7 protein-coding genes and 1 tRNA gene are annotated in these 13,801 nt (G+C 35.0%); 5 read left to right on the plus strand and 3 right to left on the minus strand.

From position 1 onward, the window contains the following. Window positions 1-34: 34 nt before the first annotated feature. The 3 genes from AMQ68_RS24125 to AMQ68_RS24135 form a co-directional block, all read right to left on the minus strand. On the minus strand, window positions 35-2,365 hold the full coding sequence (locus AMQ68_RS24125; RefSeq protein ID WP_054513159.1) for a T9SS type A sorting domain-containing protein: 2,331 nt from the start codon (window positions 2,363-2,365) through the stop codon (window positions 35-37). Between the two features lie 109 nt (window positions 2,366-2,474). Next, window positions 2,475-4,109: a tetratricopeptide repeat protein gene (locus tag AMQ68_RS24130; protein ID WP_054513160.1), complete on the minus strand. Its 1,635-nt coding sequence runs from the start codon at window positions 4,107-4,109 to the stop codon at window positions 2,475-2,477. 168 nt (window positions 4,110-4,277) lie between these two features. Continuing rightward, a tRNA-Phe gene (locus AMQ68_RS24135) sits at window positions 4,278-4,350 on the minus strand. 476 nt (window positions 4,351-4,826) lie between these two features. On the opposite strand from AMQ68_RS24135, the gene AMQ68_RS25760 reads away from it, so the two are divergent. From AMQ68_RS25760 to AMQ68_RS24155, 5 genes are all read left to right on the plus strand, one after another. Further along, window positions 4,827-5,528, plus strand: a complete 702-nt coding sequence (locus tag AMQ68_RS25760; RefSeq protein ID WP_241775204.1) for a hypothetical protein — start codon at window positions 4,827-4,829, stop codon at window positions 5,526-5,528. After that, window positions 5,477-6,409, plus strand: a complete 933-nt coding sequence (locus AMQ68_RS25765; protein WP_241775205.1) for a sensor histidine kinase — start codon at window positions 5,477-5,479, stop codon at window positions 6,407-6,409. Before AMQ68_RS25760 ends, AMQ68_RS25765 begins: the two co-directional genes overlap by 52 nt. A 131-nt stretch (window positions 6,410-6,540) precedes the next feature. After that, the gene (locus AMQ68_RS24145; protein WP_241775210.1) at window positions 6,541-9,105 is read left to right on the plus strand and encodes a zinc-dependent metalloprotease; all 2,565 of its coding nucleotides are present in this window, start codon (window positions 6,541-6,543) and stop codon (window positions 9,103-9,105) included. 6 nt (window positions 9,106-9,111) lie between these two features. Next, on the plus strand, window positions 9,112-12,453 hold the full coding sequence (locus AMQ68_RS24150; RefSeq protein WP_054513162.1) for a SusC/RagA family TonB-linked outer membrane protein: 3,342 nt from the start codon (window positions 9,112-9,114) through the stop codon (window positions 12,451-12,453). A gap of 11 nt (window positions 12,454-12,464) precedes the next feature. After that, on the plus strand, window positions 12,465-13,784 hold the full coding sequence (locus AMQ68_RS24155; protein ID WP_054513163.1) for a RagB/SusD family nutrient uptake outer membrane protein: 1,320 nt from the start codon (window positions 12,465-12,467) through the stop codon (window positions 13,782-13,784). The last annotated feature ends 17 nt before the right edge of the window (window positions 13,785-13,801 follow it).

Genomic DNA, 13,801 nt, shown 5'->3' on the forward strand with positions numbered 1-13,801 from the left:
GCGGTTTCAGGATTGTGAAAAAAGATTAAAGAAGTTATTTTTTGATAACTTTTTTAATTATCGTTGGGCTGTTGAGTTGTTCAATTTTCAAAAGGTAAACCCCTTTTGTTAGATTAGAAATATCAATACTAGATTTGTTTTCTGAGCTTAAAACCAATTGTCCTGCAGTGCTGTACATTGTTACTTTAAACTGGGTAGCATTTTTACCTAATTTAATGTTGATGACATCCTGAGCCGGATTTGGGTAAATACTGATGTCATCTTTTACAATACTTGGGTTTGAAGTTCCTAAAGTAGAGAAGCTGATCACATCTTTTATAATTCCTAGGGAATTGGTTGTTAAATAAACCTCAGCAGTATTCGTATCTATAAAACGTGCTGTACCATCTAAAACAGTAGTATTAAAATAGTTGGGAGCTGTTCTTTCCTGCCAATTTGTTCCTCCGTTGTTGGTGTAAATTACTTTTGGAAGAGTATCGAAATAGGTGTTGGTGATTCCTATAATCTGTCCGTTTTGTTTAGTAGAATGTTCTACTTTATTCACCATTCCATTGTAGATTCTGGACCATGTATTTCCTGAGTCAAGTGAAGTATAGATACCATTTGAAGCGGTCATTGTGTATTGGTTTGTGTTTAATGGATTCTGAACCAAGCTTAAAGCAATATTCGGAAGTGTTAGATCTTGCAAGCCAGCCGTAATTTCTGTCCATGAAGTTCCATTGTTGGTTGTTTTAAATAGCTTATTACCTACGGTTACCAATACTTCATTAGCATTATTTTGATTGACTTTAATTCCATAAATATAATCTTCGTCATAAGGTAACGTGATGATATCATTGGTAGGGTTTCCGATATTGGTGAAATTTGATTTGATTAAAGTCGCATTCACTCCGTTGAAAGTGGCTATCCAAGCAATGTTTGGATTGGTAGGATCTGTTTCAGCAGCAGTAAAACCTGTGTCATATGTATTATATAGCGGTGTTATATTGGCTCCGTAATCATCACTTACGTTAATATTGTTTCCTCCAAAATTTGATCCAGAATAAGTATAGACTCTTCCTGCATTTTTTCGGTCTACATAAATAAGACCTATTTGGCCGCTCATTGGGCTTTCGTTAAGAGGCATTACGTTGATTGGATTTTCCTGATTATTCACAAGATTTTTAACGGTATAACCGTATTGTACTCCATAAATCAATTTGTCGGTTCCGTTGTCGTTTAGGACATTTATTTTTCCCATTCCATTAAAAAAAGGATTGGCTATTGATGTCAGTGTTACTCCTTTGTCTGAAGAAAATTTTGGAAAGCGGTTGCTGGCAATTAAAACATTATTTATATTTTTAGGATTAAATGCGGCGCTAATTCCATAATAATAAGAAGTACCATCTGCTAATCCGTCTTGTGGAGTCGTCGTCCATGTATTTCCGTCATTAATTGTTACGGCTACTCGGTCATCTGCTAAAACAAGTACATGGTTGGGATCGTAAGGGTTTATTTCAATTTTTGGAACATTTTTAAGTCCGAAGGTGCTTGTAGACCAAGTAATAGCAGTCTGTTCTGCCCATGTGCTTCCTCCGTCTGTTGATTTGTAAACCGCTTCATGCTGCGTTGGATAAGTCCAAAGTACCCCTGTTCCGACATACATGATATTAGGATTGGTAGGGTTAATAGCAATGGATTGAAGAATAAGTCCGTTCAATGTTTCTGTCCAGGTAGCTCCGGCGTCTGTTGATTTCAGTAAGCCTCCATCTATATTTCCCGGACCTCCATTACGAACAATGTAAAGTTTTTGAGGGTCTACAGGATCCATAATAGCGTCATTTAATAGAACACCTTCATAGTTAGCTCCGTCATAGACTTTAGTCCAAGTATTTCCTCCATTTGTAGTTTTGAAAAACTTATCACTGCTACCTTTTGAAAATAGGGTAGCAGTATTCATATTGCCATTATCAAGAATAGAATAATTAGATATTTTTTCAATAGCTTCATTAGAAGGGATATTATATTCCTTTAAAATACTTAAAGATTGCAGATCTAATACAATTATTTCGTTAAGCGAGCTTCCCGGTCCGAAATATATAATAAAACTCAATGCTGTGCCATTATTCGTGAGCTTCATTTGTGATATACTTGGCGCATATGCTGGGTATGGAAGGGTGTATAAGACATTCCAGGTGGTACCATTATCGTTGGATACCATAATGTGCTTATCAATATACGTGGTTGCGTAGATTTTGTTGCTAACAGTTTTGTCGTAAACAAAGTTTCTCAACTGTCCGTATTCTGGGTTTCCTGCAAAACTCACCTGAGCGAATGTCATTTGCAAAAACAGAATAAAAAATAAAGTAAGTACTGTTTTCTTCATAATATTGTTCTATTAATTAGTAGTACAAATTTATTTTTTGAAGAAAAGTTCACACTAAATGAAAAGGGAAATATTAAGACGGTCAACGGAAAAAGCGTGACTATTTTATTTAAATACTTGACAGGTAGTTGTATAAGTCGTTTGAGTTTGTCAGATTTAATTTTTTAGAAACTCTTTCTTTTCTTTTTCTGCAAGCTTCGATGGTGATATTGAAGATGGAAGAGATTTCTTTCGTAGAAAGGTTCATATAAATGTAGCTGATATATCGAATATCATTCAGGGTGAGGTCTGGATGTTTCAATTTTAGGGTATCAATAAACTTACTGTTGATTCTTTCAAAATGGGTTAAAAAATCATCGTTGCTGTCTTCTTTTGTCAGAATTAATTTTAATTGATCCAATTGCTGAGAAAGCGGATTGCTTTTAATGATCTCCGGATTCTTTTTTAATTTAAGAATATATTCTTCTATTTTATCATTTCTTTGAGCGATGTGGATGGCGTTGGCAGCTAATTTTCTGTTTCTGCTTTCCAGTTCATTCTTTAGTTTTTCTTTTTCTAGAAGAGTTTCGGTTTCTTTTTCCTTGATTTGTTGCTCAAGCAAAAGATTGTCATTTTCTTTATTTTTTAATTCTAAGGCAATAATGTGTTCATTTCGCTCGGCGATGGTTCTTTTTTGTCGGTTTTTTAAATAAAGTGTTCTAAAGAGCCAGCTTAATAAAAGAAGAAGTGAAATACAGAATGCCGCAACGTAAAACTTTAATCTTTTTTCGCTTTTAAGTTCTTTTTCCGAATCTTGAAGCTTTAATTTGATTTCACTGTTTTGATACATTGCCTGATTTTTAATCGCATTCAATGAATCTTTAACAATGATTACAGAATCTTTGTATTGCAGGGCTTTGTTGTAATCTCCTGTACTGAAATAAAGATGGGAAAACTGATTGTAAATGTCTTTTGTGTTGGTGTAATTTAAGTTTTCTTTTTGTGCCTGATGTGCATAGGAAATAGCTTTATCATTATCTTTCTTGCCTAAATAAACTTTAGAGAGTGTTAATAAAGCAGAGATTCTATGATCGATATATTCTTTGCTTTTTAGTTTGTTTAAAAGAGGTTCAAGAATGCTAAGCGCTTTGTCGTAGTCTTTTCTTTCAACGAAATTTTTAGCTTCTGCCAAATCAAGGTCAATATCAATTCTCGGGTCATTATTTTGTACCAAAGCCTGCCTTGATATTTTGATATACTCGGCAGCTTTGTCCAGTTGATGCGTAATATTGTAAAGATCTGCCAGGCTGCTTGAATAAATGGCGATACCAATATTGTCTTTATTGGTTACGGCCAAATCGTATGCTCTTTTTTGATGTTTTTCAGATTCTTTATACTTTCCCTGTTGCAGATAAACGAGAGCAATATTATTAAGTATGGTCATCTCGCGATCGCTTTTCAAATGTTTTACGGCAATGGAGTAGGCTTCTAAGTAATAATCTAAAGCCGTGCTGTAATCAGACATTTGATAATAATTCAGCCCAATACAGTTGGTGGTAATGAATTGATTCTCGTACAGATTTTTTTGTTCAGCAATTTTTTTAGCTTCAGCGAATAATTCTAAGGATGCGGGATGATCTTTTTTATACAAGGCATCAATTCCTTTTTTTATTAAAATGTCACAATATGTTGTGGAGTCGTCTTTTTGAGCGAACACATTACCAGATGAAAAAATTAATAAGAATAAGAAGATAATATGCTTCATTGTATAAAAGGTACCTGAAAAGTGTTTTAATGTAAAGATAAATATCAATTTGTGATTAAAATTACACAAAAACTAGAAAATATAGCCGAATTAGGTATAGTTTAGAATCTTTAAATTTAAAATGAAGAGATATAGACATAAAAAAACCACCTTAATTAAGGTGGTTTGTGGTTTCTCCAGGAATCGAACCAGGGACACATGGATTTTCAATCCATTGCTCTACCAACTGAGCTAAGAAACCGTATATTTTTGTTTGACTTACTTCGTTCGTTTATTGTGGTGCAAAAGTAGAGGTTTTTATAATACGGCGCAAGTTTTAGCGGAATATTTTTTTAAATAAAACATAAATAATCTTGAAATAATCGGTTTTTAGGGCGTGTTTTATTTCTATGTAATCAGTTTATATTTCTGATTGTATGGGAGTTAATTTTACTAAATGAACGTTTTTTTAATATTGTAAATTAGGTGAATATTTTTTTAATTAAATAGAAAAGAGTGAGTGATTTTATGACTAATAAGGCTGTTTTATGTAAAATTGGCTCTAATGATTTTCAACATTGGAATATGAACTGCTCTTTTTTTGCTTAAAAAATTATGTATTTTTGTCTCCTGTTTATGGGAGATGCCGATTGGGTTTCCATTTTTTTTACTCAAAACAAAGATTTAAAATGAGTTGAATAGAAACTTTATTTTAAATGAAATAACAATAAGAATCAATTGAAGATTAATTTTAAACACGCACTCACCCAAAGATCTGTTTTTATAGCGGCTTTGTCAGCTTGTTTAATTGCAGTGGTGGCATTTGCGATTCTGAGTCTTCTCATTACGCATGACAGCCGAAAAAATAATGAAGAATTTGCAAGAAAAACCTTTTTACGAAAGTATGAAACCGTAGAAAAAGAGTTTAGAAATATTGAAGATTATCAATATCTGCTTCGTGCTCTGGTTCAGAAAGACGGTCTGAAAAATTATAAAGATTACTCTTCTGTTTTAAATAATTTAAACCGCAGACGCAAACTTGTTCCTTACAGTTGGTATTACTATTATAATGGCGTTTCTGGTGAATCGCCCAACAAAGACCTTTTATCTGATGTTCTTAAAAAAGATGAAACAGTAGAGAAGTATATCAAAATAAAAAATAGAGTACCCGGTAATTTCAACAACTATTTAATTACGCATAACGACAGTATTTATTGGTTAAGTTATGATTCCTTGGTACAGTCTAACAAAAATATGCTCTATTACGGTTCTGCGGTGAGCTTGGATAATCTTCATCAATATTTTGCGACGATTGATCAGTCTCCCAATACATACACGTATGTTTTTTCAAAAGAAGGGGTTTGTATCACACACCCGATAAACAGTATTTGGGAAAGAATATTTTTGATTTTACAGATATTCAGCCCAAAGATACCTTAAGCAGTAAAACAGAACTGGGATATACCGAAAGAAATACTATTTCTGAGTATCTTGATGTGGAAGTTATCCGATTTATTAAACCTTTAAAAACAGATAATTTTGAAGGATATGCAGTGGTAAATTATGTCAGTTTCCTGATTGATGAAAGCGTGAATCAAACGAAAAGATATACCGTTTATATTTTTCTGGCCGCCTTGGTTCTTATTTTAACAGTGTTTATTTTGTTTTATAGGGCTACGAATATTGCGTATCAGGAAAAAGAAAAGATACAGTCTGAAAAGAATTTACTTCTTGTTGAGAATGAAAAAATGCACAGAGACGAAGCATTAAACCAGCTTCAGCAGCTTAAGAATAATATCAATCCGCATTTTCTGTTCAATTCACTGAATTCTCTTTATATGTTGATTGGCCTCAATAGAGAGAATGCACAGAAATTTACGATGAATCTTTCTAAGATTTATAGATATCTTATTGTTCCTCCAAGAGAAAATATTGTTCCCGTATCGCAGGAAATTAGTTTTATTAAACAGTATATGGATCTTCTGAAAAGTAGGTTTGATGAAGAAATTAGTTTTGAATTAATTATCAATAATGAAGAAAGTTTAGAAAAGCGAATTCCTTATTTATCTCTTCAGTTGGTTACTGAAAATGCAATAAAACATAATATTGCAACAATAGATAATCCTTTAGCGATTACAATTACCGTTGAGAAAGGTGGAGTTATTGTAAAGAATACATGGCAGCCGAAGACGGAAGAAGTGCAGGGAGAACGGTTCGGATTAGATTATTTAAGTCAAATATATGGGTATTTCAAGAATAATGATCTGAATATATATATAGAAGGTGGATATTTTATCTGTTTCTTACCTTTAATGGATTAAATGGCTAAAAATCCATTCACTCCGATAATTCACCCTTTCACTCCCTATTAATATAGATATAGTTTCCTAGGTTATAGTTTTGCCGATAGAAACCAAGATATCTCATATTGGGCATGAATTGTACTATTTTAATGAAGAATTACAGGCTTGTACTGTATCTAGGGCTTGCTATGGCTTCGCCGGCAGCATTTGCACAGAAAAAAGATACTGTAAAAACTGATAAAGAAAAATCTGCTAAAACAGATGTTTCCTCAAAAAAAACGAAGAAAATTGAAGAACTGATCAAGAAAGGAACTTATAAAAAAGGTCTTTTTAATACGATTAAGGTAAAAACGGATATTTATTTTGAAATTCCGGATAGTTTAATGGGGCGTCAGTTTTTGGTAGTTAATAAACTATCCCAAGTTCCGATGCAGGTGAATGAAGCGGGGTTAAATAAAGGAATGAATTATGAAAATAAAGTAATTTCTTTCCACCGTGATGCTGTAGCCAAAAAAGTTTGGGTTAAAACAGTAGTTCCACAAGTATCGTCTCCAAAAAATGATGTTATTACAAGATCTGTTAAAGACAATTTCTCAGAATCTGTAATTGAGGTTTTTGATATCGAGGCACAGAATAATGATTCTACTTCGGTAGCCATTAAAGTAAATAAAGTTTTTGACGGGAACCAAAAAAGTTTCAACGATGTTTTAGCAAATGTTGGGCTTGGTGGATCCGTAAAATCAAACCTTTCTTATATTGAAAACGTAAAGACGTTTCCTCAGAACCTTGTTGTAAAATCTCAATTAACGACAACGGTAAATGAAGGAGGGGTAGATTTACCTGTGACACTTGGTGTTACCAGCAATATCGTATTGCTTTCTAAAACTCCAATGAATTCAAGAACTGATGATCCTAGAGTTGGTTTTTTCAGTGAAAAGCATTGGTCTTTCAATGACCGTCAGCAAAGAATGGATGAAAAACGTTTCATTACAAGATGGCGTTTGGAACCCAAAGATGAAGATAGAGAAAAGTATCTGAGAGGAGAGTTGGTAGAGCCTAAGAAGCCTATCGTTTATTATATTGATCCTGCCACACCTATCCAATGGCGTGAAAAAATTATTGCAGGAGTTTACGATTGGCAGGCTGCTTTTGAAAAAGCAGGTTTTAAAAATGCCGTTATCGCAAAAATGCCGGATGACAAAGATAAAGACTTTGATATTGATGATGTAAGATATTCGGTAATTACGTATGCTGCTTCACCTAAATCAAACGCGATGGGACCTTCAGTGGTAGATCCTAGAAGTGGTGAAATTATTGAGTCAGATATTATTTGGTGGCATAACGTAATGACTTCTCTTCAGGAATGGATGAGAATTCAGACAGGGCCAATTGATCCTAAAGCCAGAGGAAATGTATTTAGTGATGAGCACATGGGCGAAGCTATTCGTTTTGTTTCATCTCATGAAGTAGGACATACGTTTGGATTAAAACATAATATGGGCTCTTCATTTGCCTTTCCGGTAGATTCATTACGTTCAAAAGAATTTACAGACAGAATGGGAGGTACCGCACCTTCAATTATGGATTATGCACGTTACAATTACGTAGCGCAGCCTGAAGATGGTGTTACGGCAATTACTCCAAAAATCGGTATTTACGATAAATATGCTATTGAATGGGGTTACCGCTGGTATCCTGATGCAGTGACTGAGAAAAAAGCACTGAAAAACTTAATAGAAAAGCACCAGGATGATCCTACCTATTTCTATGGAGAACAGCAAAGTTATTTAGAAACCATTGATCCTCGTTCACAATCTGAAGATTTAGGTGATGATGCGATGAAGGCCAGTGAATATGGAATGAAAAACTTAAAGATTGTTGTAGATAATCTTTTAAAATGGACGTATGAAGATGGGAAAAGCTATACCGATTCAGGTAAGCTGTATTTGGGAGCTATCGGACAATGGGACTTGTACACAGGTCACGTTATGGCGAATGTAGGAGGGATTTATTTAGATAATACTGTTTTTGGAAGTAAGAAAAAAGCTTACGAGCCGGTGCCTGCTGGAATTCAGAAAAGAGCGGTTGATTACTTAATCAATAATTCGATAAACCTTCCGGAATGGTTGTTTTTCAATCCAATTACTGAGAAAACGTATGCGGTTAAAAACTCTCCAATGGGTCCATTTGAACAGACTCCGTATAATCTAGCAAGAGGAATGCAGTATGGTAATTTGTATTCTTTGTTTATGGATGACCGTCTGTTGAGAATGCTTGAAAATGAATTGAAACATCAGGTTTCAGGTTCGAAGGAAGAAGTTTACACGGTAGACAATTTATTCGAACAAGTGAGAGGTTCAATTTTCAATAAGAAAGGAAGCTTAACGATTCTTGAAAAGATGACACAGAAAAATTATGTGGATGCTTTGATTGTTTCGGTTAATAAATTATTTGAAAAAACTGCTGTGAAAGGATTAAAGGTAGATCAGAACTTGAATATTCCGATGATCTGTAATTTCCAGGAAGAAGCTCAAAGTCTTAGAAATATTAATTATTCATCAATGAAAAGGGTATCTGAAGTTACTACTTATAAAAGAGCAGAACTACAGAAGGTGTTGAATGTATTGAATAGAAGTAAAAATAAAGGAGATGATGCCTCTAGGGCTCATTATGCTGACTTAATCATCCGTATTAAAGAGGCATTAAACAAATAATCGGATATGAATAAAACGTTTATACTTTTACCTCTTTTGGTTGCTAATATTGCGTTAGCTCAAGAAAAGAAAACAATCACGGGGAAGATCCAGGATGGAGATACTTCACGTATGATTGCCGGAGCATCTGTAAAGATCGAAACGCAGTCTATTTCTACCAAGACCAACCAAAAAGGAATTATCGAAAGTGTCTCGATAGGGACAGTAACAGATAAAAATGGAAAATTTATCTTAGAAGTGCCTGCAGATACAAAGTCTGTATTGGTGAGTTCTCTAGGATACGAGTCCAGAACCATTCAGATTGATGAAGGGAAGAATGACTATCATATAACATTAGTTCCTGTTTTAAGTGCTGAGCTTTCTGAAAAAAATAATATTCAGGAAGTAATCATTACGGGATATCAGAAGATTGAAAAACGTAAGCAGACTTCAGCGGTTTCAACCGTTAAGATGGATAATATTAATCAGGCTGGTGTTGCCAGTGTAGATCAAATGTTAGCAGGACAAATTGCCGGTGTAGCCGTTACACCTGAAACCGGAGCTCCCGGAAGCCCTGCAAAAATCAGAATACGTGGAACAGCTTCTCTTTCAGGGCCACAAGATCCTTTATGGGTGATTGATGGACTTCCGTTAGAAGGAAATGATGTGCCTAACTTTACCGATAAGGATAATATTGATCAGCTTCAGAATTTTTCTATCGCAGGATTAAACCCTAATGATATTGAAGATATTACCATCTTGAAAGATGCTGCGGCTACGGCTATTTATGGGGCAAGAGCAGCAAATGGGGTAATTTCTATTACAACAAAAAGAGGAAAAAAAGGAAGTTTAAAATTGAACTTCTCTGCAGATACTTTTGTTACGGCACGTCCTGATTTTGGTAAACTTAATCTTTTAAATGCATCTGAAAAAGTAGATTTAGAATTAATGCTTGCCGACCGTACCGACTTAACGTATCGTACTGATAAAGGGGAGGTGATGAGAATTTTAACCAAAAACGGTCAGCTTGATGCCTATAGAAACGGAGGTTTAGATGCGTTGAATATGTTGACGCGTCAGCAAATCGATGGGTTAAGAAACAGCAATACAGATTGGGGAAAATTATTGTACCGAAATGCAATCAATAAACAATACGGAATAAGTCTTTCCGGAGGTAGTGACCGTTCAGATTATTATTTCTCCCTAGGATATTATGATGAAGAGGGGACAACAATCGGGACAGGTTTCGAGCGTTATAACTTAACGTTGAAAAATAATTATAAGATAAGTGATAAACTTAATTTTGGAGTGTCTGTTTTCGGTACGCAAAGTGAGAGGAAATCATTTGTTACAGATGCTGATGCTTCTATTAGTCCGATTAACTATTCAAGAAATGCAAATCCTTATCTGAGTCCTTATAATGCAGATGGAAGTTACAGATATGATCAGGATATCGATGGTTTTGAAAACAGATACATCCCTTTCAACTTTTTAGAAGAAAGAGAAAATACAAGTTACACGCTGAAAAATCAGTCATTAAAAGCGATTTTCGATTTAGAATACAAAGTATCAAAAGGTCTGAAGATTACTTCACAGTTAGGACTTCAGTACGATGGGAATCAGACAGAGAAATTTGCAGCTCAGAATACCTACTTTACCAGAAAGATGAAAGAAGGAACCCGTTATTATAAAGATGGCGCGTACCGTTACTTTTTGCCGGATGGTGGGGTGAAACAAAATTGGGATAATAATTTCTTCCAATACAACTGGAAATTGCAGGGAAGCTACAGTACAAAAATTAATTCAGTACATGAGATTGATTTAATGGCTGGAACTGAACTTCGTAAAACAGAGGATAACACAACGGTTACAAGAGCGTTCGGTTATGATTCTGAGACAAGAAGAGCGACAGCAATTGTTTTCCCAAGCTCGAATTTTGCAGCGGAAAGAAAATATGAAACCTACCGCGAAATGCCTCCAATTGAGAACGCATACGCTTCTATGTTCGCAACCGCTTCCTATACCTACGATCAGAAATATACTTTCTTCGGAAGTGTGAGATATGACGGGACTAATTTATTCGGGGTTAATAAAAAATACAAATACCTTCCGATCTGGGCGGTTTCTGGTTCTTGGTTAGTAACGAAAGAAAACTTTATGAAAGATCTTTCTGTTATTTCTAACCTTAGATTAAGAGCTTCTTATGGATTACAGGGAAATATAGACCGTAACACCTCACCGTTCTTTATTGGTGAATACAGTGATGCAACTATTCTTCCTGGTGGGAAAGAAAATATTATCAATGTCATCAGTCCTCCAAACGATAAACTTCGTTGGGAAAAAACGACGAATGTGAATTTCGGATTAGATTTAGGTGTATTCCAGAATCGTATCAACCTTACCGCAGATGTTTACAGCAGAAAAGGGACCGATATGATCAGTATGAAAGAAACACCTCTTGAAACAGGTTTTGAATATACGATGATGAACTGGGGAAGCTTAACCAACAAAGGTTTTGAATTGGCGCTTTCTACCAGAAACATCAATAAAGAGAATTTCAAATGGTCTACAACCATCAATTTTGCGCATAACAAGAGTAATGTATTGAGCGAGCAACCTCGTGACAATGCCTTGCTTCCTTCCAGAGAAGGTCTTCCGGTAAACGCTGTTTTTGCATTGAAAACTGCAGGAATGGATGAGAACGGAAACCCAATGTTCTGGAAAGGAAATGAAAAAATGAAGATTGAAGATTTCTTTGCATTGTATGATGTATATGCAGATTTTCTTCCTGGCCAGTTGGTTGATTCAAAGCTGTCCAACGCAGAACTAAGAAGTCTTTTTACCTATGTTGGAGACAGAGATCCTAAGTTTACAGGAGGGATTATCAATACATTTAAAATAAAAAATTTCGACTTTACTGTTTCTGCTACTTTTAACCTGAAGCAAACCGTAATGCAAACACCTTCTTACCGTGGAATGGAATTGGACAGAGGAAGAAATTATACAAAAGATATCTACCAGGCAGGCGGTTCACTTCCGGGTATTACCAGTCCTGATATGGAAACTAACCCAGGTTGGATGGGGAATAAATGGCTTTCTGACAATCGTTCTAATGCCTACAGTCTTCTTGATATTTGGGCAAAAGAAATCAGCTATGTAAGAATTAGCAGCATTCGTTTAGGATATACGTTGCCTAAAGAATTTACAAGTCCTATGGGAATCAGTGCTTTGAGATTAAGTATTGAAGGTCGTAACCTGTTTGTATTCAGCAATGGATATAAAGGATATTTCGATCCGGAAACATACGGTAATATTTATGCACAGCCAATTACCAAGTCGGTTACAGTAGGATTTAATGTTTCTTTTTAAAATTGAAAAAAATGAGAAAAATTACAACATTCATTGCGGTTGCAGCACTAAGTTTTTCCAGTATAGGATGCGATCGTTTTTTAGATATTCAACCTGAAGGGAAAATTATTCCTATGGACGTGGAAGATTATCGTAAGGTACTGACTTCGGCATATGCAAAATATCCGATTCACAGATCTCTGGTGGCTCTTCGTACAGATGAGCTTAATGTAGACGAAAATACAAGTGACTTTATTGCGTATCGTGAAATCGCGATGTGGAAAGATACCAATAACGATCAATCAACAATAGAATTTCCTTGGGTAAGCTTTTATTCCGTGGTCTTTTATCTGAACCAGATCATCAATGAAGGAAGCAAAACTATGGCAGAATCTCCTGAAAAGCAGCAGATTTTAGCAGAAGCTTATGCGCTTCGTGCGTATGTTTATTTTGATATGGTTAATTTATACGGGAAACCTTATAATGCCGCTACAGCATCTCAGGATAGAGGAGTGCCTATTAATTTAGAAATTGATCTTGAGCAGGTTTTAAAACCTTCCAGCGTACAGGAAGTTTATAATCAGGTGCATGCAGATACTAAAAAAGCAGATGAGCTTATGGTAGAGCAGAAGCAGGTATCAGGCATCAATTATAGATTCTCTAAAGTAGCATTATTGGCTTTTGAGGCAAGAACCGCTCTTTATGAAGGAGATTGGAATAAAGCATTAGGATATGCAGACCAAGTATTGGCGATTAAAGGAGAATTAAGCAATTTAAATACATCCAATACAGCGCCTAATCATTATGCTTCGGTAGAATCTATCATGGCTCTGGACAATGCATTTAACAGTGCGGTACAGAATTTATCGTATGCTTCCTCGGATCTGATTTCAAAATATAATACAGCTACAGATAAGAGATTTGCCATTTATTTTGAAAAGAATAATAACAAATATAAAGTGATCAAAGGCGGAAGTTCAGATTTCAGAGTGTCTTTCAGAACAGCAGAATTATATTTTATAAAATCTGAAGCATTGGTTAAATTAAACAGACTTGATGAAGCTAAAGAAACCCTTCTTAAAGTGGAAAAAAACAGATACAATGCAGCTGGATATGCTTCTGTTCAAAATGACATCAATGCAATGAGCTCTACAGAATTCATGAATTTTATGATGGATGAGAGATTCAGAGAATTTGCATTGGAAGGGCAGCGTTGGTTTGATTTAAGAAGATTGAATCAGAAAAAAATAACGCATACCATTAACGGACAGGAATATACTCTTTTGCAAAATGACGTAAGGTATACCATAGAGTTCCCGAAAAGTGCTAAAAAGAATAATCCATTCTTATAAAAAATTAACATTCATAT

It is taken from the genome of Chryseobacterium sp. ERMR1:04, from assembly GCF_001297705.1.
Taxonomy (GTDB): Bacteria; Bacteroidota; Bacteroidia; order Flavobacteriales; family Weeksellaceae; genus Chryseobacterium.

Coding starts and splice junctions, on each gene's coding strand:
- AMQ68_RS24125 (WP_054513159.1), bottom strand. CDS start 2,365: ATGAAGAAAACAGTACTTACTTTATTTTTTATTCTGTTTTTGCAAATG.
- AMQ68_RS24130 (WP_054513160.1), bottom strand. CDS start 4,109: ATGAAGCATATTATCTTCTTATTCTTATTAATTTTTTCATCTGGTAAT.
- AMQ68_RS24145 (WP_241775210.1), top strand. CDS start 6,541: ATGAAGAATTACAGGCTTGTACTGTATCTAGGGCTTGCTATGGCTTCG.
- AMQ68_RS24150 (WP_054513162.1), top strand. CDS start 9,112: ATGAATAAAACGTTTATACTTTTACCTCTTTTGGTTGCTAATATTGCG.
- AMQ68_RS24155 (WP_054513163.1), top strand. CDS start 12,465: ATGAGAAAAATTACAACATTCATTGCGGTTGCAGCACTAAGTTTTTCC.